Annotated in this window: 26 protein-coding genes and 1 riboswitch; of the genes, 14 read left to right on the top strand and 12 right to left on the bottom strand. The window is 67.3% G+C overall.

Translation table 11 applies throughout. The features are described 5' to 3' along the window. Window positions 1-65: 65 nt before the first annotated feature. Complete coding sequence (locus tag DFO63_RS15965; RefSeq protein ID WP_101764694.1) at window positions 66-467, top strand: c-type cytochrome; 402 nt, start codon at window positions 66-68, stop codon at window positions 465-467. Here the strand turns inward: DFO63_RS15965 and DFO63_RS15970 are convergent. Further along, window positions 461-4,060: a transporter substrate-binding domain-containing protein gene (locus DFO63_RS15970; protein WP_119007345.1), complete on the bottom strand. Its 3,600-nt coding sequence runs from the start codon at window positions 4,058-4,060 to the stop codon at window positions 461-463. The genes DFO63_RS15965 and DFO63_RS15970 overlap by 7 nt on opposite strands. 75 nt (window positions 4,061-4,135) lie before the next feature. On the opposite strand from DFO63_RS15970, the gene DFO63_RS15975 reads away from it, so the two are divergent. The 7 genes from DFO63_RS15975 (at window position 4,136) to pnuC (ending at window position 12,984) form a co-directional block, all read left to right on the top strand. Continuing rightward, entirely contained in the window at window positions 4,136-4,774 is a 639-nt protein-coding gene (locus DFO63_RS15975; RefSeq protein ID WP_014035550.1) for a response regulator transcription factor, read from the top strand. Between the two features lie 375 nt (window positions 4,775-5,149). Continuing rightward, window positions 5,150-5,920 (top strand): hypothetical protein, encoded by a 771-nt coding sequence (locus tag DFO63_RS15980; protein WP_119007346.1) that lies wholly within the window; start codon window positions 5,150-5,152, stop codon window positions 5,918-5,920. 112 nt (window positions 5,921-6,032) lie between these two features. After that, window positions 6,033-8,027, top strand: coding sequence for a peptidoglycan-binding protein (locus tag DFO63_RS15985; RefSeq protein ID WP_101766365.1), 1,995 nt, complete (start codon window positions 6,033-6,035; stop codon window positions 8,025-8,027). A 247-nt stretch (window positions 8,028-8,274) separates the two neighbouring features. Continuing rightward, a complete protein-coding gene (locus DFO63_RS15990; protein ID WP_014035547.1) occupies window positions 8,275-8,682 on the top strand; it encodes a glycine zipper 2TM domain-containing protein in 408 nt (135 codons plus the stop codon). A gap of 121 nt (window positions 8,683-8,803) precedes the next feature. Continuing rightward, on the top strand, window positions 8,804-9,928 hold the full coding sequence (locus DFO63_RS15995) for a phosphotransferase (RefSeq protein ID WP_119007347.1): 1,125 nt from the start codon (window positions 8,804-8,806) through the stop codon (window positions 9,926-9,928). A gap of 119 nt (window positions 9,929-10,047) precedes the next feature. After that, a riboswitch (TPP riboswitch) is annotated at window positions 10,048-10,143 on the top strand. A 70-nt stretch (window positions 10,144-10,213) separates the two neighbouring features. Continuing rightward, the gene (locus DFO63_RS16000) at window positions 10,214-12,403 is read left to right on the top strand and encodes a TonB-dependent siderophore receptor (protein WP_119007348.1); all 2,190 of its coding nucleotides are present in this window, start codon (window positions 10,214-10,216) and stop codon (window positions 12,401-12,403) included. Window positions 12,404-12,411: 8 nt separating this feature from the next. Beyond that, window positions 12,412-12,984, top strand: coding sequence for a nicotinamide riboside transporter PnuC (gene pnuC, locus DFO63_RS16005; RefSeq protein ID WP_101766364.1), 573 nt, complete (start codon window positions 12,412-12,414; stop codon window positions 12,982-12,984). A 129-nt stretch (window positions 12,985-13,113) separates the two neighbouring features. Here pnuC and DFO63_RS16010 read toward each other — a convergent pair whose 3' ends face one another. The 5 genes from DFO63_RS16010 to DFO63_RS16030 all read right to left on the bottom strand — a co-directional run bounded on the left by DFO63_RS16010 (window position 13,114) and on the right by DFO63_RS16030 (window position 16,628). Next, entirely contained in the window at window positions 13,114-13,533 is a 420-nt protein-coding gene (locus DFO63_RS16010; protein WP_119007349.1) for a hypothetical protein, read from the bottom strand. 91 nt (window positions 13,534-13,624) lie between these two features. Beyond that, window positions 13,625-14,599 (bottom strand): Dyp-type peroxidase, encoded by a 975-nt coding sequence (locus DFO63_RS16015; RefSeq protein ID WP_101764687.1) that lies wholly within the window; start codon window positions 14,597-14,599, stop codon window positions 13,625-13,627. A gap of 123 nt (window positions 14,600-14,722) precedes the next feature. Further along, window positions 14,723-15,091, bottom strand: a complete 369-nt coding sequence (locus DFO63_RS16020; protein WP_119007350.1) for a VOC family protein — start codon at window positions 15,089-15,091, stop codon at window positions 14,723-14,725. Window positions 15,092-15,159: 68 nt separating this feature from the next. After that, on the bottom strand, window positions 15,160-15,927 hold the full coding sequence (locus DFO63_RS16025) for a DUF6597 domain-containing transcriptional factor (RefSeq protein WP_101764685.1): 768 nt from the start codon (window positions 15,925-15,927) through the stop codon (window positions 15,160-15,162). Between the two features lie 125 nt (window positions 15,928-16,052). Then, window positions 16,053-16,628 (bottom strand): Ax21 family protein, encoded by a 576-nt coding sequence (locus tag DFO63_RS16030; protein ID WP_005411880.1) that lies wholly within the window; start codon window positions 16,626-16,628, stop codon window positions 16,053-16,055. A 161-nt stretch (window positions 16,629-16,789) separates the two neighbouring features. Here DFO63_RS16030 and DFO63_RS16035 point away from each other — a divergent pair, with 161 nt between their 5' ends. From DFO63_RS16035 to DFO63_RS16055, 5 genes are all read left to right on the top strand, one after another. Further along, a complete protein-coding gene (locus tag DFO63_RS16035; protein WP_119007351.1) occupies window positions 16,790-17,791 on the top strand; it encodes a DUF2268 domain-containing putative Zn-dependent protease in 1,002 nt (333 codons plus the stop codon). Between the two features lie 211 nt (window positions 17,792-18,002). Next, window positions 18,003-18,275: a hypothetical protein gene (locus DFO63_RS16040; RefSeq protein WP_010487149.1), complete on the top strand. Its 273-nt coding sequence runs from the start codon at window positions 18,003-18,005 to the stop codon at window positions 18,273-18,275. A gap of 166 nt (window positions 18,276-18,441) precedes the next feature. Further along, window positions 18,442-19,128 (top strand): L,D-transpeptidase, encoded by a 687-nt coding sequence (locus DFO63_RS16045; RefSeq protein ID WP_119007352.1) that lies wholly within the window; start codon window positions 18,442-18,444, stop codon window positions 19,126-19,128. A 49-nt stretch (window positions 19,129-19,177) separates the two neighbouring features. Beyond that, window positions 19,178-19,468, top strand: a complete 291-nt coding sequence (locus DFO63_RS16050) for a hypothetical protein (RefSeq protein ID WP_101764683.1) — start codon at window positions 19,178-19,180, stop codon at window positions 19,466-19,468. A 480-nt stretch (window positions 19,469-19,948) separates the two neighbouring features. Further along, on the top strand, window positions 19,949-20,323 hold the full coding sequence (locus DFO63_RS16055) for a hypothetical protein (protein ID WP_119007353.1): 375 nt from the start codon (window positions 19,949-19,951) through the stop codon (window positions 20,321-20,323). 13 nt (window positions 20,324-20,336) lie between these two features. Here DFO63_RS16055 and DFO63_RS16060 read toward each other — a convergent pair whose 3' ends face one another. Continuing rightward, a complete protein-coding gene (locus DFO63_RS16060) occupies window positions 20,337-21,002 on the bottom strand; it encodes an Ivy family c-type lysozyme inhibitor (protein WP_119007354.1) in 666 nt (221 codons plus the stop codon). A gap of 136 nt (window positions 21,003-21,138) precedes the next feature. On the opposite strand from DFO63_RS16060, the gene DFO63_RS16065 reads away from it, so the two are divergent. Continuing rightward, on the top strand, window positions 21,139-21,594 hold the full coding sequence (locus DFO63_RS16065) for a nuclear transport factor 2 family protein (RefSeq protein WP_119007404.1): 456 nt from the start codon (window positions 21,139-21,141) through the stop codon (window positions 21,592-21,594). 124 nt (window positions 21,595-21,718) lie between these two features. Here DFO63_RS16065 and DFO63_RS16070 read toward each other — a convergent pair whose 3' ends face one another. From DFO63_RS16070 to DFO63_RS16090, 5 genes are all read right to left on the bottom strand, one after another. Continuing rightward, complete coding sequence (locus tag DFO63_RS16070; protein ID WP_005407597.1) at window positions 21,719-22,744, bottom strand: NAD(P)H-dependent glycerol-3-phosphate dehydrogenase; 1,026 nt, start codon at window positions 22,742-22,744, stop codon at window positions 21,719-21,721. 20 nt (window positions 22,745-22,764) lie between these two features. Next, window positions 22,765-23,283, bottom strand: a complete 519-nt coding sequence (gene secB / locus DFO63_RS16075) for a protein-export chaperone SecB (protein ID WP_005407596.1) — start codon at window positions 23,281-23,283, stop codon at window positions 22,765-22,767. 100 nt (window positions 23,284-23,383) lie between these two features. After that, window positions 23,384-23,821, bottom strand: coding sequence for a rhodanese-like domain-containing protein (locus tag DFO63_RS16080; protein ID WP_014035527.1), 438 nt, complete (start codon window positions 23,819-23,821; stop codon window positions 23,384-23,386). A gap of 57 nt (window positions 23,822-23,878) precedes the next feature. Then, the gene (locus DFO63_RS16085) at window positions 23,879-24,304 is read right to left on the bottom strand and encodes a hypothetical protein (RefSeq protein WP_014035526.1); all 426 of its coding nucleotides are present in this window, start codon (window positions 24,302-24,304) and stop codon (window positions 23,879-23,881) included. A gap of 32 nt (window positions 24,305-24,336) precedes the next feature. Beyond that, window positions 24,337-24,804 carry a YiiD C-terminal domain-containing protein gene (locus DFO63_RS16090; protein WP_005407593.1) on the bottom strand — a complete coding sequence of 156 codons (468 nt, stop codon included), beginning with the start codon at window positions 24,802-24,804 and terminating at the stop codon, window positions 24,337-24,339. Window positions 24,805-24,827 lie beyond the last annotated feature (23 nt).

The following is a 24,827-nucleotide window of genomic DNA, read 5'->3' on the forward strand; positions in this document are numbered from 1 at the left end:
TCGCCCCGGGCTGCGACCGCGTGTCGCAGCCCGGCCGCTCCACCGCACCGCTATCCTGCCCGACCATGCGTGCCTCCCGCCTGCTCATCGCCGTTGCCGTGGCCCTGCTCGCCACGGCCTGCCAGCGCCCACCCGCGGTGCCGGCCACGCCCGAACAGGCGCAGCAACAGGCCATGCAGCGCGCGTTCGAACTGTGTGCCGGCTGCCACACCGTGCAGCCCGGTGGCATCCATCGCTTCGGGCCGAACCTGCACGGCGTGATCGGACGCCGCGCCGGCAGCCTGCCCGACTATGGCTACTCCGACGGCATGCGCCGCGCCAACATCACTTGGACCGCGCAGACCCTGGATACCTTCCTGCAGTCACCCACGCACCTGGTGCCGGGCACGCGCATGTACAACGCTTTCCCCAGCGCAGAACGCCGCGCCCTGGTGATCGCCTACCTGCAGCAGCAGTCGGCTCAGTGAGCCAGGCGCTGCAGCTGTTGCTGCAGCCGCACCACGAACGCCGTTACGGCGGCGAACAACGGCGCCGGATCGGCCTCCGCCGCATCCTGCAGGCGCTCGACCAGCGCATTGGCCTGCCCGGCCAGTGCCCTTGCCCCGATGGCCCCCAGGCCGCCCGCCTGGCGATGCAGGTGCAGCGCCGCGGTCTCGCGGTCGCCGGCCTGCACGGCGCGCTGCACGGCCGCCAGATCGCCTTCGCTGGCCTGCAACAGGCTGTCACGCAGCTGCTCAGCCACCGCGCGCGAACCATAGCGTTGCTGCAGGGTGGCCAGATCAGGCAGCACTTCATCGTCGTCGGCGACGGCCTCCTGCACCGGCGCCTCGAACGACTGGCCCTGTGCCTGCGGCAGCCAACGCAGCAACGCGGTGCGCAGCGTGGACAGCGACAGCGGTTTGGCCAGCACCTCGTCCATGCCGGCCTCGCGGCAGCGGCGCGCATCGTCGTCCAGCACGCTGGCGGTCAGCGCCAGCACCGTCAGCCGCGGCTGGCCGGTACGGCCCTCGCGCTCGCGCAGCAGGCGGGTGAAGCCGAACCCGTCGAGTACCGGCATGCGGCAGTCGGTAATGACCAGATCGAAGGACTCCGTCGACAAGCGGTCCAGCGCCTGCTGGCCATCGCCCAGCAGCACATGGGGCACGCCCAGCTGCTGCAGCCGCCACGCCATCATCGCCTGGTTGGTCGGGTGATCCTCGATCACCAGCACCCGTGCCTGGCGCAGCGCGGCGGGCAGCAGCGCGGTCTGGTCCTGCTCGGCCAGCAGCGCCGCCGCGTCCTCGCTGCCGGCCTCCACCAGCGATATCCGCACTTCGGCGCGGGTTCCTTCGCCCAGCGTGCTGTGCAGGGTCAGTTCGCCCTGCATCATCTGCACCAGTCGCTGGCAGATGCTCAGGCCCAGACCCGTGCCGCCGTGGTCACGCTGGATGTAGGCACCGGCCTGCGCAAAGGGCGCGAACAGGTGCTGCAGTTGTTCCGGCGCGATGCCGATGCCGGTGTCGGTGACGCTCAGGCACAGCGGTTGCACACCGTCTTCGCTGGTCGGGCCCAACACCTCCAGCTGCAGGCGTACTTCGCCCTGTGCGGTGAACTTGATGGCATTGCTGAGCAGGTTGAACACGATCTGGCGCAGTCGCACCCCATCCACTTCGTGGGCGGGGGCCAGCTGTGGGTCGATCTGCACGTGCAGCGCCAGGCCACGCGCACTGGCCTGTGCGGACAGCAGTCGGCACACGCTTTCCAGCAGGGGCCGAAGCGGCTGCGGCACCGGCTCCAGGCGCATTGCGCCCGCTTCCAGCCGCGAGTAGTCGAGGATGTCGTCGAGGATCTGCCGCAGCATCTGCGCCGAATCCTCGATCACGCCAAGAATGCGCTGCTGTTCGCTGTCCAGCGGGGAATGCGCCAGCACTTCCAGCATGCCCAGCACGCCGCTCATCGGCGTGCGGATCTCATGGCTCATCGTGGCCAGGAAGCGTGATTTGGCCTCGGCGGCCTGCTCCGCCTCCGCCTTCGCCGCCGTCAGGGCGTCGGCCTGCATCCGCGCTTCGCTCACGTCCACCCAGTAACCACTCCAGATCACCGCGCCCTCTTCGGCGGCATAGGGGTGGGCCTGGCTGCGCACCCAGCGCGCGCCCTCCCCATCACTGCGCAGGCGGAACTCCAGGATCAATGGGGCGAACTGGCGCGCGGCCTGCTCGATGGAGTGCAGGATGTGCGCGCGGTCCTCTTCCTCGATGCGTTCCAGCAACACCCTCGCGTCCTGTTCGGCCTGCTGCCGGGTGATACCGAACAAGGCAGGCAGGTCGCCGGCAATGAACGGGAAGCTGAGCGTGCCATCGGCATCGCGACGTGCCTGGTACACCACCGCAGGCAGATTGTCGGTCACCTCGGCCAGGCGCTGCTCCAGCTGGCGGCGTCCGGCCACCTCACGGCGCAATCGCCAATGGCCGACACCATGCACCAGCATCGCGGTCAGCAGCACCAGCAGCACTGGTATCCCCCACCGCAGCGCGTTGTTCCAATTGACGCCGTTGCGGTACTCCACGGCCAGACAGGCGCTGCGCAGCGCTTCGCGCTTGCGTGGGGTCATCTGCAGCAACAGGCGGTCGAAGGTAGTGGCCAGCGCTGCATGTCGTCGATCCACCGCCAATGCCAGCTGGTCATTGAAGCCTGCCGGAGCCGCCACCTGCAGCCGCGCCGGGAAACGGCTGCGCAGCAGGTGATCGACCAGCGCAAGATTGCCGACGTAGGCATCGGCTTCACCATCGAGCAGGCGCTGCAGGGCCTGCTCGGCGCTGCGCGCAGCAATGATCCGGGCCTGCGGTGCCTGCTGCAGCACGTAGCGGCGCAGGCGCTCCGGATCAGAAAGCAGTACGCGCTTGCCCTGCAGGTCGGCCAGTCCCAGCAGCGCCGGACCATCGGTCCGGGTGACGATCACGTTCGGCACGCTGATGAAGGGCTGGCTGAACACCCAATCCGGGCCCAGGTAGCGCGAATCCGCGGGCATGCCCATCACCGCCTGCAGTTCACCGCGGCGGGCCTTCTCACGCACCTCGTACCAGTCGTGGCTGTTCTCGATCTGCAGGTTGGCGCCCGCCTGCATCAAGCGCTGCAGGTACTCGCTGGCCAGGCCACTGGGCCGGCCATCCTCGCCGGTGAACGACAGCGGCGCGGCATTCGGGGCGAAACCGATCTTCAGCGGCTGCTCCAGCACACGCTTCTCGGCCTGGCTCAGCGCCAGCTGCGCTGATGCCGACCAATGCGGAGGGGGCAGCCAGCGTTGCGCCAGCGCATCCCGCTGGGCCTGGCTGGTGGCAGCCAGCGCCAGGTCCAGGGCTTCAGCCAGGGGTTGCTTGCCGTTGGGAATGCCGAAGTGCAGCCGTTCGGGGGGAAGGTCGCTCGGTCGCAGCAGCGCCACGCCCTGCAGGCGTCGGCTGGCGATCAGCTCGGTGGCGACGAAGGCATTGCCGATGTAAACATCGGCCTTGTCGTCTCTGACCATCTGCAACGCTGTCAACGTGTCGTTTGCGACAAGCTGGCGGGCACGCGGGAAACGCGCGCGTACCTGCGGGCCGGTCAGGAAATCCTGCTCGATCACCACCCGCAGGCCATCCAGGTCGGGTATCTCGGACGCACGAAGGTCCGCCGGTCGCCCCACCAGCGCCAGTGGCGCTTCGGAATACGCAGCGGTATAGACCATGCAGCGGGTGCGGTCGGCACTGAGACCGACATTCATCACCACGTCGATCTCGCCACGACATGTCGCATCCAACACGGATGTCCAGTCGGGATAGCGGCGCATCTCGACCTTCACGCCGAGCTGGCGTGCAAGATGCGACAGGTAGTCCGGCCCCAGGCCGACCTGTTCGCCATCACGGAGGGACTCGAAGGGGGGCCAGCCACTGTCATACTGCCCGACAACGATGGTCGGATGCGCCACCAGGTATTCGCGCTGCAACGGGCTGAGCGGCAGCAGGCCAGGGGCCGGCTGTGCCTGGGCCACGGGCAGGGCCAGCACCGCCAGCAGCAGGAGCAGCCCGCGAACAGCCCACCTACGCATCTGCGTCGATCTCCTAGAATCCTGCCAGGGACCGCGATGGTCGCGGTCCGGCGTGCCCGATGGCCATACTAGAGCATGAGCTTGCGCATCATCATCGCAGACGATCACCCCGTGGTCCGTATTGGTACCCGCGCCGTCATCGAGTCGAGCGGCGTGGGCCGCGTGGTCGGCGAGGCCGACAGTGCGCAGGCGCTGATGACCCTGCTCGCCAACCAACCCTGTGACCTGCTGGTCACCGACTACTCCATGCCGGGCAGCCCACAGGCCGATGGCTTCGCCATGATCGGCATGATCCGCCGCCGCCATCCCGACCTGCCGGTGCTGATGCTCAGCGTCTCCAGCAACCTGGCGATCCTGCGCATGGTGCTCGACAGTGGCGTGCTCGGCCTGGTCGACAAGAGTTCGTCGATGGACGAGCTGCCGCAGGCCATCCAGTCGGTCTACCGCGGCCAGCCCTACATCAGCCGCAGCCTGCGCGAGCGGGTGGACGCGGCCGGCAGCTGGCGCATGCGCGAGGGCGACGGCAAGCCGTTGTCACCACGCGAAGTGGAGGTGCTGCGACTGCTCGGCACCGGCATGACGGTGAAGGAGATCTCGCTGCAGCTGCACAAGAGCGTCAGCACCATCAGCCGGCAGAAAGGCGACGCCATGCTCAAGCTGGGGCTGAAGGGCGACGCCGAATTGTTCGACTATCTGCGTGACGGCAAGATCTGAGACGCACTTCACATAACAGCCCTGTCTGCCGCACCCCTCTTTGACGGCCTGCGGATCTGTGCCAAGATGGGCGGGCATGAGTTCTCAATGCGAGGTCGAAGGAATCGACCGGCTCATGTCCTCGCTCCCGTCCCTGGTGGATGGGGTGCGGCTTCCTGCCGGCCGTCTGGCCCGGCAACGCTGACCATGGAGAGGCGCATGCAGTCCCCCCCCGAGCTACGTTGGACCCTGCCGTTGCGGCCCCTGCGCGCATTCGCGGCGTGCCTGCTCGTCTCCCTTTCCGCTGCCGCCTGCAGCGCCGCCGATCCGGCCCCCTCGTCCTCCCAGCCTGCGCCTGCGCAGGCTGCCAAAGCGCCCCGACAGGATGTTGCCCCGATGCAGAACCCCTCTCCCGATGCCGCCGTCACCCCGCCCGACGCGCCGACCGTGATGTATTTCATCTACCAGGTGGATGGCGATGGTGCGACGTCCTATGAGGTCCAGAACGGCAGCGTGGCGACCTTCTGGTTCGGCCACAGCTTCACCCTGGACGGCACCACCTACTACACCGGTTTTTCCTGGGACACCCGCGAGCACTACGGCAAGCCGGGCGAACAGCAGCCGGCCGGCCCCGACGACCGCGCCAACTTGGCCGAAGCCACCTTCGTGCTGGCCGGCAGCGACGCGAAGAAGCCATGGAAGTTCCGTGGCCAGGAATGGACCATCGGTGCGCTCGGCGCCTACGACAAGGCCGACGACGTCGATACCCGGCGCAAGCCGATCGAACACCGCACCGCCGACGGCCGCCTGCTGCTGGCGGTGCCGACCAGCAGCTTCGACCGCGGCATCAGCAGCAGTGGCTACGCCCTGCTGCTGTTCAACCCCAAGCGCAGCGAGGACGACCTGGACAGCAAGGTCTGGCGCTACGTCGGCTCGGTGCGCACCGGGGAAGACAACAGCGCGGCCTGCGACGACGGCAACGTGATGCCGTGCACCGACAGCGACGGCGAACTGGCCTTCGTGGCCGACGGCAACGGCCTGCCGCAGCTGACCGTGACCTTCAAGGGCACCACCATCGAAGCCCCGGGCAAGACCCGCGCGCTGGGTGCCGGCGACACCGTGCGCTACCGCTTCGACAGCAAGGCCCAGCAGTACATCGCGCCCTGATTTCCATCCGCCGCAGGCGGGTTACCTGTTGACCGACATGTTCTTGACTCACGGATGAGTCCGGTTGGCGATTCGCGGCATCGGCCGCTCCATCAACCCCGAGGAAAACGTCATGGCACAGCATGACTACAGCAAAAAGGAAGTCCTGGACATCGTCGAGCAGGTCGCCCGGCAGAAGGGCATTCCGGTCGATGACTTCATGCGCTTCGCGCACATCGAGACCGGCGGCACCTTCAACGAGCGCGCCCACAACACCTCGACCGGGGCCAAGGGCCTATTCCAGTTCGTGCCCGGCTCGGCCCGCCAGTACCACCTGACCGGCCATGAGTTCGACCCGACCCGCAACACCGAAGCCGCCGCGCAGATGTACCAGGACAACCTGGGCTCGATGGCGCGCCGCAATGAGCGCACCGGGCACCCGTACCTGTCCGGCGGCGACACGCCGACCGGCCTGGACCTGTACCTGGCCCACCAGCAGGGCAGCGCCGGCTACGGCTCGGTGCAGACCGCGATCGCCACCGGCACCTTCGGCGTGGTCCGCAACGGCCATGGCGAAGAGATCAACATGCGCCGCAACGTGCTCAACCAGATCGGCTCCGATGCCAAGGCCCTGACCGGCCACACCCTGGCCGAGATGCGTGGCATGAACGACGGCGACCTGGCGCGGACCTTCTCCAGCTACTACATCCACAAGTACGCGGCGATCAGCATCCCGGAAAAGCACATCGAACCGCAGGCGGTGGCACCGGGCCAGACCCAGACCCAGGCTCCGGCCACCCCAGCGCAGACCGCTGCAGTGGGCGCTGCTGCAGCCACGCTGGCGGCGACCGCAACGGCTGCCGCCACGCCGAAGCCGGGCATCGAACTGCACGCCGCCTACGACGCCGGCGTGAAGTACGACGATGTGAAGTACGCCATCAACATCCCGGGCCACGCACTGTACGTGCCGGGCAAGACCGGCAAGAACGTGGACCAGGGCTACATCGATTGCTCCGGCTGGGTCGGCACCCTGCAGAACCGGACCATGGACGAGATCAACCAGAAGGCCGGGCACGCTGTCTTCAGCAAGGCCGACCGCATCGACCTGGGCAACCTCGGTTCCGGCGGCATCGTGCACAAGGCCGTCGAACAGTCCGGCGTACTGCTCGAGCGCGACGCCATCCTCAAGCCCGGTGCGCTGAAGGAAGGCATGGTCATCGGCCTGGATACGGCCAGGACCCGCCACGAGCACTGGAATGGCATCGACCACATCGTGATGGTGGTGCGCGACCCGAACACCGACAAACTGCTGATCAGCCAGTCCACCGGCAGCAAGGGCGTGCACACCATGCCGGTGGAGGACTACCTCAAGCAGGTGAAGGACCACCCGAACTGGAAGCTGTTCGCGTCGGACCCGTTGTCCAAGGCGCGCGACCTGCTGGAGAACCGCACCCAATCGCACGAGCAGACCCAGGGTAAGCCTGCCGCCGAGCACAAGGCCGCCGCCACCCCGCACGCCGAGCTGTACAAGCCGGGCGCGCACAGCGAGGGCGTACGCAAGGTGCAGGAGCAGCTGGGCCACCTCGGCTATGCCGGGGCCGACGGCAAGCCGCTGGTCGAGGACGGCCGCTTCGGCCGCAATACCGAAGCGGCGGTGCGCCAGCTGCAGAAGGACAACGGGCTGGTCGCCGACGGCATCGTCGGTGCGAAGACGCTGGATGCGATCAAGGAGGCCCGCGAGCGCCCGCTGCTGAACGACGAGCGACACCCGCGCAATCCGATGTACCTGCAGGCCACCGAAGGCCTGGAGCGGATGCCGGCGGGCACCTTCAAGGACCGCCACGCGCTGGAAAGCGCCGCAGCGGCGTTGACCAGGGAGGCGCATGCCGCCGGCCTGCAGCGCATCGACGCGGTGGTGCCCAGCCCGAACGGTGAGCGCCTGTTCGCCGTGCAGGGCACGATCGGTGACCCGGCGGCCAGCCGCGTTGCGGTGGAAACCCGCACCGCCAGCGAACAGAGCATGGCGCTCAGCAGCGGCGCGGTGCACGGCGCGCCGAACGTGCTGCACCAGCAGCAGGACGCGCAGCAGGAACAGACCCGCCAGGCACAGAAGGCCATGGGCATCTGAGCCCGCAGCGCCTTGCAGACCGGGAGGGGCCGCGCCATGCGCGGCCCTTTCCCTTTCTGCCAGCTGAGCGGCCAAGGCCGCTTTCAGCCTTGCTTCATGCCGCCTGCCGCTAGATGAATGCGCAAGCCGCCCGGTAGGCCAGGCAATGTTCCGGCAATGTTGGAACGCCAGCGTGGTCTCCACGGCAGCCGGGGCGCCCCGCGCCCTCCCTGCCCAGCGTGGCATGCACCTCACAGGAGAACCGAACATGCTCAGTACTTCCACACTCAGCTTCCGTGGTCTGGCGATGGCCCTGGCACTGGTGGCCGGTGTCGCCGTGGTCAGCGATGCCAGCGCGATGTCGAGGAAGGACAAGCGCACCCTGGTCGGCGCCGTGGTCGGTGGCGTGGCCGGCAACCTGCTCTCCAACGGCGACCCTGCGGCCACCGTCGGCGGTGCCGTGGCCGGCGGCGCGATCGGCAACCTGACCACGTCCGACCGCCGCGACCGTCGCTATTACGACAACCGCTACTACGACAATCGCTACGATCGCCGTTACGACCGTGGCTACTACCGCAGCGGCTATTACGACCGTGGCGATGACCGCCGCTGGCAGCGTGAGCGCTACTACGACAACCGCTACTACAACGACCGCGGCCGCCATCGCGGCTGGTAAGCAGCGCCGGCACACTGATGACGCGGAGACGGGCGGGTCGATGACCCGCCCGTTTGCGTTGGCCACGCGCATGGCGTTGAATGCGCAGCCTTGGATGTGACTTTCCCGATCGGACTGCGGCATGACGTCTTCCTCCCACCGCGTGCAGGGCCTCAACAACGACGAGGTCGCTGCCGACTGGCCGCCGATCAGCGCGGCGGACATCGCGTGGCTGAGTGCGCGTTACCCGCAGCTGGGCGGGCACAGCCAACCGCGCTGGCACAGCCCGCGGCCGCTGTCGGCCGCCGCCATTGTCGACGGCACGCGCGGCGCGGTATTCATCAAGCGCCACCACCACAGTGTGCGCAGCGCGGCCTGCCTGGAAGAAGAACACCATTTCATCGCCCATCTCGCCGCCGCCGGCGTACCGGTGGTGCAGGTGCTGCCGGCCACCGATGGCCGCACCGCGATCGAACATGGCGAATGGACGTTTGAACTGCACGATGTCGGCGTGGGCGAAGACCTGTACCGCGACGCGGTGTCGTGGTCGTTGCTGACCGATGTCGCACAGGCCCGCGAGGCGGGCCGCATGCTGGCCCAGCTGCACCGTGCCGCCGCCAGCTACCACGCGCCCCAGCGCAGCACCCATCTGCTTGTCGCGCGCGATGATCTGATCCGTACCGACGATCCGCTCGCGGCGATCAAGGCGGAGCTGCACGAGCGCCCCGGGCTGGCCCGCTATCTCGCGCGCATTCCATGGGAAGCGCAGCTGCAGCGCGACGTGCTGCCGTGGCACGCCGGGCTCGCCGAGCGCCTGCGCGACGAGCCACGGCTGTGGGCGCACAACGATTGGCATGTTTCCAACCTGCTGTGGCGCGACGGGCAGGTCAGCACCGTGCTGGATTTCGGCCTGGCTTCACCCACCAGCGCCTTGTTCGACCTCGCCACCGCGATCGAGCGCAACGCAGTGGCGTGGCTGGAACTGGAGCGCGGGATGGAGGCGGTGCGCATCGACATCGCACTGGCGTTGCTCGACGGCTACCGTGAGGTGCTGCCCTTGTCGGCAGCACGCGTGCATCTGCTGGCCGACCTGCTGCCGATGGTGCATTTCGACTTCGCACTGTCCGAAGTGGAGTACTTCGAAGGCATCACCGGCTCGACCGCGAATGCCGACGTGGCCTGGCAGCCCTTCATGCTGGGGCACCCGGCATGGTTCCGCACCGGGCCAGGGCAGGCGCTACTGCAGGCCCTGCACGCGGCGGCGTGACCCGGTTGGTACACCGTCGGGGTCAGATCCCCTTCCTTCGGAAAGGGATCTGACGCCGCACCGCCCCGCCGCCTGAAGGGCACCGGCTCGCAAATCCGTACCATTTGTAGTGAAATGGTCACCTGAAGCGGGGGTGCCTGGATCTGCCAGGCTGAGAGAGTCCCTTGGAACCTGATCCGGTTTGCACCGGCGTAGGGAGCTTTGAGCCGCAGCCACACCCCCGTCATGGGCCGGTGCACCTGCGCGCCGTCGCTTCGTCTCCCTTGTTGTCCGAAGACGAACCGAATGAACCGCTGCCTGCGCCCCACCCTGCTCTCCCTCGCCCTCTGCGCCGCGCTGCCGCTGCATGCCAGCGAGGCTGACGCTGCTCCCGATGCGGCTGCCACCGGCGCCGATCGTTCGCCGACCGAACTGGCGGCGGTGCGCGTGGAGGCTGGCAAACCGAAGGCCGATACCTCTCGCGTGAACGCCTTCGGTGGTGGAAGCTGGAAGGACACGCCGGCCTCGGTGAACGTGCTCGAGCGCGATTACCTCGACCGCCGCCAGGTGCGTTCGCTGTCCGAGCTGGCCAGCAACGATGCCTCGCTGGGGGATGCCTATGCACCGGTGGGCTACTACCAGAACATCGCCATCCGCGGCTTCGCGCTGGACGCCGCCACCGGCTACCGCTTCAACGGGCTGTCCATCGCCGGCGAGCAACGCCTGGCGCTGGAGAACGTGCAGTCGGTGGAGATCCTCAAGGGTGAAGCCGGCCTGGCGGCAGGCGTGATGGCGCCGGGCGGGATCATCAACTACATCGGCAAGCGCCCGGCGGAAGTGCGCACCGCCACGCTCGGCACCGATTCGGAACGCTCGCGCTACGTCGCCGTCGATGTCGGCCACTGGATCACCCCGCGCTTCGGCCTGCGCCTGAATGCCGCATGGGATTCCAGCAATTCCTACGTCGAGCACGCCGATGGCCGCCGCAACTTCTACTCGCTGGCCGCCGACTGGCTGATCGGCGAGCGCGGCAAGCTGGAAGTGGATGCCAACTACCAGACCAGCTCGCAGCGCTCGGTGTCCGGCTACCAGCTGCTGGGCGCGCGTGACCTGCCGCGCGGCGTCGACCGCGAGCACCTGCTCGGCTACCAGCCGTGGCAGCGCCCGGTGGATATCGCCAGCACCAACATCACCGCGCTGCACACCTACGACTTCAACGATGCCTGGCAATCGCGCGTCTCGGTCGGCCACAGCCGCTCGGTGATCGATGACAACGTCGCCTTCGCCTACGGTTGCTACTACGCCGCGCAGTGCGCCGACGGCAGCGTGCCGGGCAACTACTTCGCACCCAACGGCGACTACGACGTCTACGACTACCGCAGCCCGGACGACACGCGCCGCAACCAGCAGGCCCGTGCCGAGCTGCGCGGCCGCTTCGAGACCGGCAACGTCGGCCACCAGCTGACCCTCGGTGCCGACTACTTCCGCCGCACCGTGGACAAGCGTCCGAGCGTCAACGAGTACGTCGGCACCAGCAACATCCACGACGCACAGGTGCCGGTGTTCCAGCCGTCGCCGAAGATGCCGGGCCCCTCCGCACGGCGCCTGGACAGCCGCCAGACCGCGTTCTTCGCACTGGACCGCATGAGCTTCGGTGATGACTGGCAGTGGCTGGCCGGTGGCCGCTTCGTGCGCCTGGACGAACGCGCCTACGACAAGCGGGGCATCCCACAGCGGCACAGCCGCCTGTCGCGCTTCCTGCCGCAGACCGCCGTGGTGTGGAAGGCCACCGACCAGCTCAACGCCTACGCCAGCTATGTGCGCGGCATTTCGCTGGGCCAGGAAGCGCCGTTCTGGACCAGCAACGCCGACACCTTCCTGCCGTCGGTGCAATCGCGGCAGCTGGAAGTGGGCGTGAAGTACGTGCCGGTGGAGGCGCTGACGCTGGGTGCGGCCGTGTTCCGCATCTCGCAGCCGTACCAGTACGCCAAGCCGGACAGCAGCGACGTCGGCTACACCTTCGTCGAGGAAGGCACGCAGACCCACACCGGCCTGGAGCTGACCGCCAACGGGCAGCTGACCGACGCGCTGCAGATCGTGGCCAGCGCCAGCGTGCTGCAGGCGCGCGCGCGCGACACCGGCACCCCGGCCTATGAAGGCCATCAGCTGGTGAACGTGCCGAAGGTGCGCGCCAGCGTGCATGTGGCCTACGCGCTGCCGTTCGTGCAGGGCCTGGACGTGACCGGCGGCTGGCGCTATGCCAGTGCCAATGTGGCACGCGCCGACGGTGGCGTGCGCGCACCGGACTACTCGGTGTTCGATGCCGGCCTGCGCTTCCAGCATCGCCTGCACGAACGCGCGGTGACCTGGAACCTGTCGGTGGACAACCTGTTCAACCGCTTCTACTGGCGCGACACCGGCAGCAGCGGCGGTGATTACTACCTGTTCCCCGGCGCACCGCGACAGGCCCGCCTGTCGGTGACGTTCGCGCTGTGAGCGGCGTGATGCTCGAGTGGACCGCCGCGCTGTGCAGCATCCTCGGCGTCTGGCTGATGGCCCGGCGCCGGTTGTCTGCATGGCCAGTGGGCCTGCTGTCGGTGACGCTGTACGGGCTGGTGTTCGCCGAGGCCAAGCTGTACTCGGACACGCTGTTGCAGGTGATCTTCGGCGGCTTCCTGGTCTATGGCTGGATCAACTGGCGGCAGCATGCCGCCGATGAGGGCAGCATCCGCATCGTGCCATTGGCGCGCGGCAAGCTGCTGCGCGATCTGGCCATCGGCGTGTGCGGTGGCGTGGCGCTGGGCGCGGCCATGCACAGCTTCACCGACGCTGCCCTGCCGTGGTTGGATGCGATGCTGACCGGTCTGAGCCTGGTCGGGCAATGGTGGCAGGCACGTCGCCACGTGGCCTGCTGGTGGGTGTGGATCGCAGTGGACGTGGTGTACGTGGGTGCGTACCTGTTCAAGTCGCTGCACGTGACCGCCGCGCTGTACGTATTCTTCCTCGGCCTGGCCGTGTTCGGCCTGCGCGCATGGAGCGCAGCCGCGCGCGAGCCGCGGGGTGCACCCGTGCGTTGATGCGGATGGCCGGGCTGTGCGCTGGCCATCCACAGTAGAGCCACGCCATGCGTGGCTGGGGGCTACGGTAGTCGCCAACCTTGGTTGGCGCGCGCCTGACGACCAGGCGTATCCACGCATCGAGTGGATCTACTTCGGCTCCAGTACCAGGCCCAGCCGCATCGGCTGGCGCATGTCGGCCGGCGGCGCCGCCTGCAACGGCGCGGCCTGCAGCGTCGCGCGCAGGTCGGCGTCGACCCGGGCGTCACCCAGGCTGTCGAATTCCAGTTTCGAGATACGGCCATCCGCCGCGATCCACACGCTCACCGGCAGCGGCGTGGGCGTGTCCGGGTGTGCCTGCAGCCATTCCAGTACACGCTGCGCCTGCGGGTCCTGCTCCTGCTGCAGGCGCTGCTGCAGCTGCCCCCCCACGGCGGCGGCGTAGGCCATCCAGTGCGCAGGAGCTTCCTGCGCGGAAACGCTGGCACTCCCCAGTGCCAACGCACCGAACAACGCGGCCAGTGGCCGCCACCAGCGGCGCATGCCGGTCCTGTTCCCTGCCATGACCATCGCCTGCCTCCTGCACTCCCATCCAGCGCGCCATGGTCGGCGCCATAGATGACAGGCAGATGGCGGCGGGGAGGGTCCAGGCCGGGCGCGATCACTCGGCCAGGTCGGCCAGCACCTTGCGCGAGGGCGCGAAGAAGGTCACGCCGGTGGTGGCGGTGGAGAAATCGAGGATGCGGTCATGCAGCGGCGCGGGATTGCCGATGAACATGCGCTCGAGCATCGTCTCGATCACCCACAGGCGGCGCGTGTAGCCGATGAAGTAGGTGCCGTACTCGCCACGGCCCGGGTTGGCGAACGGCATGTTGTCGCGCAGGATCTCGTGCTCGCCGTCGGCATCCTCGATGGTGCACAGCGTCTTGTGCGATTTCTGCGCATCGGCCGGCGCATCATCCAGCTCGATGTTGTCGTGCTTGGTGCGGCCGATGATCGCTTCCTGCGCCTCGGTCTTCTGAGCGCGCCAGGCATCAAGATTGTGCAGGTACTTCTGCACCACCACGTAGCTGCCACCGGCATGCTCCGGGTCTTCCTCGCCCACGATGGTGGCTTCCGGCAGCGACAGCCCTTCCGGGTTGGCGGTGCCGTCGACGAAATCGAGCAGGTCGCGGCCATCGAAATAGCGGAAGCCGGCCACGTCATCGACCGTTTCCACCGCATCGCCGAACGCCATCAGCAGGTTGCGCTCGAACGCCACGATCAGGTCCATGGTGCGCGCACGGATGTGGTACAGCAGGTCACCCGGTGTGGACACGGCCGTGTGGGTCGCGCCCTTGATCTCGCGGAACGGCTGCAGCTCACGCGGCGGCGTGGTGCCCACCAGCGGCTGCCACACGCGGTGGCCGATGGCCACGTTGCAGGTGAAAGTGCGCTCGATCTCACGGATGGCGGTGTTCTTGATCAGATCATCGGTGCTGGCCAGCACCTCGCGCGCCTTGGCGATCGACGCCTCGTCATCCTTCACCTTCAGCACCAGGAACGCCGCCGAATGGGTGAGCGGCGCAGTGATCTGCTGCGGCTCGTTGTCGAGCGTGTGATTGAGGGCGGTGATCGGTGCGGGCTGGGAATTCACGGCAGTTCCTGCTGGCTTCAGACGGGTGCATCGCCGACGGCGATGTGCCGGCGATCATAGCGGAACCGCCTGACCGGGGACGGAGCGGTTCTCGTTCCGTCCACCGATAAAGGTCGGAAGACCTCAGTCCACGTCACTCCAGACCGCCAGCTCATAGCCATCCAGATCGCGGAAATGGAAGCGGCGGCCACCGGGGAAGGCGAACACCGCCTGCACCACCTCGCCACCGGCGGCAACCACGCGCTGCTGTGCACCAGCCAGGTCCGCGCAGTACAGGATCACCAGCGGACCGCCGTGCGCGCGCACCGGTGCGTCGGCCACGAAGCCACCTTTCAGGCGGCCATCGTCGAACTCGGTGTAGGCCGGGCCATAGTCGGTGAAGTTCCAGCCAAACACCTCGCCGTAGAAGCGTTTGCTGCGGGCGATGTCGGCGACGTTGAATTCGATGTTGTCGATGCAGCGTTCGGCATCGTGGGTAGCGGCATGGCTCATGGGGTGGCTCCGTGGTTGGAACCCCAGCTTCGGTCAGCGCGGCACGCCGGTCTTGAACGAAACGGCCATCATCGCCCCCATTCCACGCGGAGCTGCCGTGCGGTCATGCTGGCAAGCTCTCGCGCCTCACGGCTGAGATGGGCCTGGTCGGCATAGCCGGCATCGGCGGCCAGCATTGCCAACGAGTGCTGCGGCAGCGCGCGGCTGTGCCGCAGGAAGCGTTGCAAGCGCAGGATCCGCTCCAGCGTCTTGGCCCCGTAGCCGAACTGCGACTGGCTGAAGCGCCGCAGGCTGCGCGGGCTCAGGCTCAGGCGTGCCGCGAGCTCATCCAGCGTGGCATGCCCGCTGGCAAGCGCCTGGAACAGGACGTGCGCCCGCTGTGACCGGCTGTCGGGCGCCGCGCCCCCGAGGTGCGACTGCAGGCAGTGCGCCATCCGCTGCAGGCGCTGCGCAGGCGCGGTGTCGCCGATGGAAGCCGCGGCCTCTACCGCCCATCGACCCTTGAGATCAGCCAACGGCACCGCCTGGCCGATGATCTCGGCCAACGGCAGGCCCAGCGCGGCCAGCGCCTGCCCTGGCCGGAAGCGCGCACCCAGCACCTGCGCGCCCGGTGCCAGCATCGGATGTGCGGCTACCCGGTCAGGGCCGACGACGAACAGCGCACCGTCGCGCCAGAGGATATCCACGCAGCCATCGGGCAGCACGGTGATGTGCCCATCAGCATCGTCAGGAAGCTGGCTCTGCCACAGCTGGCCGAAGCGGCCACGCAGCGGGGCAGGTGCCAGATGCTCCTGGTAGGCCGTGCCGGTACCTGCGAGAGAGGAAGGGTCGCGCATGCCGCATTGTCGCGCCACGCGGCCCATAAAAGTGAAGCCCGGCGCGAGGCCGGGCTTCGGTTGGCGTGTGGGAGAGAGAGAGAGAGTCACACGCCAGCACAACACGCACTAACGACAGGCGTTTGTTACCAGGTGAAGCGCGGGCCCACGAACCACTCGCGGTCGCCGGCCTTGGCCAGCTTCACTTCGCCACTCAGGCCCCAGTTCTGGTTGAACTTGGCGGTGGCGCCGACGCGGCCGTAGAACTCGCCGTCCGGGTTGATGCCGTGCTTCTTGGTGTAGTCCTCGTAGCCGGCCATCACGTAGCCTTCCACGTACGGGTTGAACGCGGTGCGCACGCCGACTTCGGTCGAGTAGCCGTTGAAGTCGAGGCCGTGCTTCATGTCGAACTTCTGGTACGCGACGCGGGCCACCAGGTCGGTGTTCGGTGCGATGCCGTAGTTGTAGCCGGCACCGATGCGCCACTGGTCGACGTCATTCTTGAACTTGTCGGTCTCCTGCGCGCTGTAGTCGCCGAAGATGTGGAAGTTCGGGTGCACCGCCACGGAACCCTTCACCTTCCAGCCATCGGCGTCGCCGCCCTTGGCATCGGTGTTCACGTAGCCGCCTTCAACGTAGTTGTACGACAGGCCGTCGGTTGCCGATGCAGCGAACGGCAGAGCAGCCAGAAGACCCAGGGCGAGCAGCGAATTCTTGTTCATCGGGACACACCTTTAATTATTTTGGTTTCGTCGGCCGCCTCCCGGGAGGGGGAGAGAGAGGAGGCGGTCGACAGGTGTGAATTATCCGTTAGGGGGTCTAATCAACCCTGAATATTGAACTGACTGGTGTATAAATAAGGCTGGCGTTCAGGGAACTCCACATGCCGCACGCGTTCGCCGCGTCACTGCTGTTTCCGCCCCATGCGCGCCGCGCAGTGCGGGTGCTGCTGGTCGTCCTGCCGATGATGCAGCTGCCAGCCAGCGCCGCCGAGCGCGCCCAACCTTCTGCGCGCATCGTGGTTCAGACAGACGATGTCACGCGATTCTTCAGCGTGCTGGATGCCAGTGGAGGAAAACCGAGTGCCGAAGATCTGCAGCGCGGCTATCTGGACACCGGCACGGATGCATTGCGCAGCTTCACCGATAGCCGCATCGGTTCAATGGAGCGTTTGGCCAGGACCATCCAGGAGAAGCCGGCATTGTTCGCCAGGGCGCGGACCTGTGCAGCGGCATTGCCGGCGATCCGCGCGCGGGTTGCCGACGCACTCGATCGGTTGGGCACGCTGCTCCCCTCCGCACGTTTTCCTCCGGTCACCGTACTGGTCGGGCGGGGCAACAGCGGCGGCGTCACCACCAAGGATGGTGTGGTGATCGGACTGGAAGCACTGTGCAACGCCGACTGGATGCAGCCCGATGTCGGCGATCGTTTCGTGCACCTGATCGCCCATGAGTACGTGCACGTGCAACAGCCCGGTGCGAGCGTCGATGTCATGCAGCCCACCCTGCTCTATCAGACGTTGCTTGAAGGCGGCGCCGAGTACGTGGGCGAACTGATCTCGGGGCAACCGGCCAACGCGCATCTGCATCGTTGGACGCAAGGCCGCGAATGTGCGCTGGAGCGCGCGTTCGTACAGGACAGTGCAGGCACCGATCTTTCGGAGTGGCTGTACAACGGCCCCGGCGATGAAGCACGACGCGGAGATCTCGGATACTGGGTCGGCTACCGCATCGCCCGCGACTATGTTTCCCGCGCGCCAGACAGGACCAGGGCCATCGCCACGCTGCTGGATGTGCGCCCCGACACCGCCGCGAGCGTGTTCGAGGCGAGTGGATGGAAGCCTGCCTGCACCGCTGTAGATGGCGTCGAAAAGCAGTTGCCGTGACAGCGGCTTCATACTGATGAATTGGCGATCTTGAACAGGCGCAAGGCGCTCCGCCGACGCAGATCAGCTCGCCTGATCCCGCTTGTTAATGCAGGGTCAGAAGCGGGCTTCACAGTGCATCCACGTATTCAAATTCCAGCTGAAAGCGCTTGGTAGCAGCGGGAACAAACGCCGCTATATTCCAGCTTCCCCAGACGAAGGAGGGAGTGCAATGAACCTGAACCCGCAACACATGAAGACGGCCCGCGCACTTGCTGTAGCGCTCATCGCTACCGTGAGCCTTGGCGCCTGCGCCTCTTACAAGAACGAGTTTGCAACCATCAACTCGCGTCTCGATCAGCTCGACGTCAAGGTGCAGGGTGCTGCGCAGAGCGCGGAGTCCGCCAACCAGTCGGCACAGCAGGCCAACCAGCGTCTGGACCAGATCGAAGGTCGCGTGCAGCAGCTTGAAAGGGCACCTGCCGGCCGCAAGCCGCGCGGGTAATCGCTCCCTCACCGTTTGAATTGATCCACTTCTGTATCGGGTGTATCGGGACCCAGTGGCCTTCGCCGGCCACTGGCATCCTTCCACCCACGATTGCATTGCAAGGAGCCGTCCCATTCGTACTTCCTCCTCCCCTGCGCGCCGCGCCCTCCATGCCGCACTGGCCATGGCACTGGCCGTTGCGTGCAGCGGCGTAGCCAACGCCAGGGACAAGGACGCACCTGCACCACCGGTGGCCGCCGTTGATGAACTTCCGCCCGACCAGAGCGTGTCCGAGACGGTGATCGAGCTGGCTGGCTGGGTCGTCGCCAGCAAGGACAACCAGGGCTATCCGTTCGCGATCATGGACAAGGCGGCCGCCCAGGTTCTGGTCTTCAGCGGCGACGGCAAGCTGCGCGGTGCAGCACCGGCGCTGTTCGGTTCGGCCATCGGCGATCACTCCGCACCCGGCGTCGCCAAGCTCGCACTCAGCGCGATTCCCGGCCACGACCGCACCACGCCAGCGGGCCGCTTCATCGGTGGTTACGGCCCTTCCGACGATGCCGGGCGCGTGCTGTGGGTGGACTACGATTCCGCCGTGTCGATGCATCCGCTGCCTCCGGGCAGCCCGAAGGAAAAGCGCGCCGAGCGACTGGCGACGCCGACGCCGGACGACAACCGCGTCACCCACGGCTGCATCAACGTCTCGCCTGCGTTCTACGAGCAGATCGTGCAATCCACGTTCGAGAAGGGCGGCGTGTTCTACATCCTGCCGGACAAGGATTCGATCGCGAAGACGTTCCCGGAGTTCGCGCAGAGCCGTGGGGATGCAAAGGACGAAGACGAGAAGGGCGCGCGGCGCGCGAGCAAGTAGATCGCGCTAGTGTGTTGCCTCGGCTCCGCGCCCAGGCTCACGGTGAAACATGTCGCACTACTATGTCCACAATGGCTACTGCGGCTGGGCCTACGGCACGCCAAGCGATCCTCAGCTGATCTCGCCCGAGGATGCTGCCAGGCTGATGCAGACCGCGGGACTCAGCTCCATGCAGGTTTCATCCATCCTGCCACCGGCCGAGTACGCCGAAACTGGAAGCCGCCTCTTTGAAGTGACGGGCGGCAATCGATTCCTGTTCCTGGGAGACCACTCCGACTGCTCGGATGTCGATTCGGGGAAGGTCTCCTCGCCTCTCGTCATCGACTGGACGGCGGTCTGACACTGTCGTTGTTTGACGCCGTTCTCGGCCCTGCTCTGTCGTCATCGGCTTGGTGCGGCACCTGTACGCCACGTCATCAACTTCGACCCATGTCGCATATTCCCCATGCCGCTACGGCCGTTGCGCCGCCTACATCTGCGGCAGCTTAACAGCGTGCCAAAATGCCGAAAGCGTCTTTGTTTCAGCGTGGAATGCAACTGTTCTGATTGGCACTGCGCAGCGACCCGCGTACAGATGGCGGGCCACCGGAAAATGGGTGGCCGGGCCTCGAAAACCCGTTAGATCACGAACGTTGTTTGCGCTTGCCAGCCGGCGTCATCCCGCGTGGCGCCGGCTGGCATTCCGTCTGCCGGCTATGGCGGGCGGAGCGTGGAGGCCTTGCGCCTGCCGGTCTTGTTCGTGATCTCCCGGTTTTCGAGCCACGTCTCCGCCCGCCACCTTTGCGTGGCGGCTACCGTCTGTCCTGCACGGAGCACTGCCATGACCACTCCGGACTTCCCTCGCCTGCATCCGCATCACTCACCCGCCAAACCCGGTGAGCCGTCAGAACGCGCGCCTGCGGCCGATCCGAATGCCTTCATCGCCACGCTTCATCGCATCGGCAAAGGCGCGGCCGCCGACGGCCAGCCCTGGCCGGAGCGTCACCAGATGCCGGGACGCTGCATGGCGCTGGCCGATGCGGACTGCGCACTGGCAAGCCAGCGCGTGACGCTGGAGCCGCTGCTGGCGGCCGAACGCGTGCGCCAGAACGGCACGGAGGCCGAGTACGTGGGCGACCGGGTGATGGAAGGGCTGATCATGGCGTGCCTGGCCATGAACGCACAGGCCAGCGCGCGCATGCGGCCAGACGGGTGATGCCAGCGCCACATCACTCGCAGAGCGCGCTGTCTTCCTTCAAGGCGGCATCCTGCAGTGGCTGGCGCTGTTCGATCTGCTCACGTTGTTCCGCCGTGGGTTCGCCCAGCCACCACACACGGCAGCGCGCGGTAAGACGGCCGACCATCTTCGACTGATCGGGCGAGTACAGCATCGCCAACGCGGTGCCAGGGCAGTCGTGGGCCTGGCAGGCGGTGTAGAACCACCACGGCTCGCCCTGCAGCACCACCAGTTCGCCAGGCCCGCTGGGCCCGCTCAACAGGCGTTCGCGCAGCGACGGGATGTCCTTGTCGGCAGATTCGGCCGCCGCCGTGTTCTTCATCAGGGCGTTGAACGCGGCCAGCACCTTCGGGTCCTTGCGGCCGCAGTCATCCACAGTGTTGCCGCCCACAAGGGTGAAGAAATGGGTCGCCAGCGGGTTGTCTGCGCAGGTGAGTTCGCCGCCGGCAGTCGGGTCTTCCGGTTCGCCTTCGTTGTCCCACACCGAGGGGTCCACACCGTCTTCGATGGACGGTTCCTTTTCGACCACCGTCGCCGTGGCCGCCGGTGCTTCGGTGGTCGGTGCCGGTGCGGCCGGTGCTGCATCGGGTGCCGGTGCCTGCCCGCAGGCGGCCAGCAGTGCGACCGTCAGTGCCATCCCTGTGATTCGAATCTTCATTCCGTGTCCTTGTCTGATCTGCGGTGCTTGCCGCCGCGCGGGCGCCTGCGTGATTCTAACCAGCAGCGCGCTAGGATGCGTTCGCACCTTCCCGTCATCGCCTGGAGGCGGACGCATGCGCCGTGCACGACTCGCCATGATCTTCTGCAGTGCCCTGCTGCTGGCATCGCCGGCCATCGCCCACGATGCTGAAGGCGCGAAGCCTGCACAGCCGCTTCCCGATGCAGCCTTGCCCGCGCCGCTGGATCGCGTGCTGCGCGACTACGAGCAGGCGTGGCGTGCGGGTGACGCCAAGGCGCTGGCCGGGTTGTTCGCCGAGGACGCTTTCATCCTGCAGAGCAACCAGCCCCCCGTGCGCGGGCGCGATGCGATTGAACGCGCGTATGCCGGACAGGGTGGCAGCCCGTTGCGGCTGCGTGCCCTGGCGTACTCGGCGGAGGGGAACGTCGGCTACATCATCGGTGCCTACACCTACGGCAACAACGTAGGGGACACCGGCAAGTTCACGCTGACGCTGAAGCGCGTGGGCGACGGGCCGTGGTTGATCTTCTCGGACATGGACAACAGCAACGCGCCACCGCGGGCGCGGTGATTGCTGCCGCCGGGCGCGAACCAAGGTTGGCAGCTACCAGAAGCGGGTTCGGCAGTAGATCCACGCCATGCGTGGATGGGGCGCGCACAGAAAAAACCCCGGCACGTGGCCGGGGTTTTTCGATTCACTTGAACAGCGTGTCCGGATACTCCGGCTTCTGTTCCCGCGCCAGCAATGCGCGCAGGCCTTCTTCCGGCGTCTGCTCGCCGTGCAGCACGGCACGCACGCGGTCGGAGATCGGCAGGTCGATGCCATGGCGGCGCGCCTGGCGCATCACCTCGTCGGCGGTCTGCACCGACTCGACCACCTGGCCGATTTCGCGCACGGCATCCTGCAGCGTCTGGCCGCGGCCCAGGGCCAGGCCCAGGCGGCGGTTGCGCGACAGGTCGCCGGTGCAGGTCAGCACCAGGTCGCCGAGTCCGGCCAGGCCCATCAGCGTTTCCGGCTTGGCGCCGATCGCCGCGGCCAGGCGCAGCATCTCGTTGAGGCCACGGGTGATCAGGCCGGCACGGGCGTTGAGGCCCAGCTGCATGCCATCGGCCACGCCGGTGGCCACGGCCAGCACGTTCTTCATTGCGCCGCCCAGCTCGGCACCGACCATGTCGTCGCCGGTGTAGGCGCGGAACGCCGGGCCATGCATCGCCTCGGCCACCGTCTGCGCGAACTCGGGCACGTCGCCGTGCACGGTGATCGCGGTCGGCAGGCCCTGGGTCACTTCCTTGGCGAACGACGGCCCGGTGACGACGGCCAGCGGCACGTCCTCACCCAGCACTTCGCGCGCCACTTCATGCAGGAAGCGGCCCGAACCGGGTTCGAAGCCCTTGGTGGCCCAGGCCACGCCGGCACCGGCCGGACGCAGCGGCGCCAGCGCACGCACGGTCTCGCCGAACGCATGCGACGGGGTCACCACCAGGATCCAGGCCGCGCCCTCCACGGCCGACGCCAGGTCGGTGGTGGCACGCAGGCTGTCCGGCAGCGGGATGCCCGGCAGGTAGCGCGGGTTCTCGTGGCGCTGGTCGATGGCCTCGACCACGGCAGCGTCGCGCCCCCACAGCACGGTCGGGTGACCGTGCCGTGCGAGCAGGCTGGCCAGCGCGGTTCCCCAGGAACCGGCGCCCAGCACGGCGATCTTGTCAGCGGTAGTGCTCATCCGTGACGTCGCGGCAGGAATCAGGCGTTGCCAGCCGGCTCGGAGTCAGCCAGCGACGGTGCGTCGCCCTGCTCCTGGCGCTGCCGCAGGGTTTCTGCGTACAGGCCTTCGAAGTTGATCGGCTGCAGGAAGAACGGCGGGAAGCCGCCGGCCTGGATCAGGTCGCTGATCAGCTGGCGCACGTACGGGAACAGGATGTTTGGGCACTGGGTGCCGAGCAGCACGTCGATCGACTGCGGGTCCAGGCCGACCAGGCCGAACACGCCGGCCTGCTTCACTTCGGCCACGTAGGCGGTGCGCTCACCGGCCTGGCAGGTCAGGGTCACGGCGAGCACGACTTCGAAGGCGTTCTCACCCAGGCGCTGCACCTGCTGGTTCAGGTTCAGCTGCAGCTCCGGCTGCACCTGGTCGTTGAAGATGGTCGGGGCGTTCGGCGACTCGAAGGAGACGTCCTTGACGTAGATCTTCTCGACGGTGAAAGCGGGGCCGGTGGCGGCATCGACCGGCGCAGCGGCGCCGTTGGTGATCTCTTCGGACATTTCCAGTAACTCCAGGTGAATGCAATGAAAACGATGGTCGAACTACTGCGATGGGGGCGGGATCAGGCCCATACAAGGCCGGATCCGCCACCTGCGACAATCAGTTGCGGCCCTTGACCAGCGGCAGTTCGGCCTGCTGCCAGGCGGGAATGCCGCCGTCGAGCACGTAGACCTTCTCGAAGCCGGCCTTCTTCAGCGCCTTGGCGGCGGTTTCCGAGGCGTTGCCGCTGCGGCAGACCAGCACCACCGGCGACTGCCTGGCGTTGGCCACCAGCTTGTTTTCCGGGCCGAAGGCACTGGCCTGGGCGTTGCGGCTGCCGGCGATGTGGCCCTTCTCGAAGTCACCGCTGGCCGACAGGTCGACCACCACCGTGCCGCCCGCGTTCATCAGCTGGGTCAGTTCGGCGGGCTTGATGCCCTTGAAGCCCCGGAACAGGCGGCGGATCTCGGTGACGATGATGGCCACGGTCAGGCCGACCAGGGCCGCGGACAGCATCGGGTTTCGGCCTGCAAAGGCCAGCAACTCTTCGTAATTCACTCAGGTCACGGGTCGATTAAGCGGGCGCCGATTGTCGCACAAGCCGGACGCGGCCCGTCACTGCCCCTTCCACAGGTCCGGCAGGCCGGCGGTCTGCCACCAGCGCTTGGCCTCGGGGTCCCAGCGCCAGCGCTCGACCACGACCACGGTGCGCTCGGCCTGGGTGTTCTGGTTGATCACCCCGATTTCGACCCGGCGCTCGACCAGGCCACCGTCCAGCGAGGCGCTGCTGCGCTCGCGGTAGGACGACACGCGCAGCTGCGCGTAACGGTTGAGCTCGAACTCGGTGGGCGGCTTTTCCTTGCGCAGCTTGGGGTCGAGGTAGCCGATGGCATCGTCCATGCTGCCCCAGCGGATGGTCGCCCCGTAGGCGATCTGGGTCTCTTCCAGCAGCTTGCGCTGCTTGCGGCTGAGGTCGTCGGCCGAGGCCACGGCGCTGGCCAGCAGCAGGGAACAGATCAGGAACTGGATCAGGCGGCGCATCAGTGGTTTCCCCGGAACGTCAGCCTGCCATCCTACCCTTTGGCGAAGGCAACGAAGCGACCGCTGAATTCGGCTGCGGGCTTGCCATCGGCACCGGGCTGGGTGGCGATGATGCTGATGCGGGCCTTGCGGCGCTGGCGGAAGGTGTTCAGGAAGGCATCCCAGCCGGTGGCTTCGGCCGCTTCGGCGTGGGCGTGCAGGTCTTCATAGACCGGCGCCAGGTAGCGCAGGTTGCTGTCGGCCACATAGACCTCCGCATCATGGCCGGCCAGGCGCAGGCGCAGGCTGACCAGCGCCCAGCCGGACAGGGTCAGCACCGAGGCCAGGCTGCCGCCGAAGGCGTTGCCCTTGTCGTTGACGTTGGCAGCCAGCGGCGCGGTGATGCGCAGCACGCCGTCGGCATAGCCATCGAGCTGGATCTGCATGGCGCGCACCGCCGGCATGCAGTCCAGCACGTCCTGCAGGGCGGCCAACGAGGAAGTCAGGGCATCAACGGACATCGGAGCAGCGACCACGACAACGA

This window comes from Stenotrophomonas sp. AG209 (assembly GCF_003550055.1).
In the GTDB taxonomy this organism is placed as follows: domain Bacteria; phylum Pseudomonadota; class Gammaproteobacteria; order Xanthomonadales; family Xanthomonadaceae; genus Stenotrophomonas.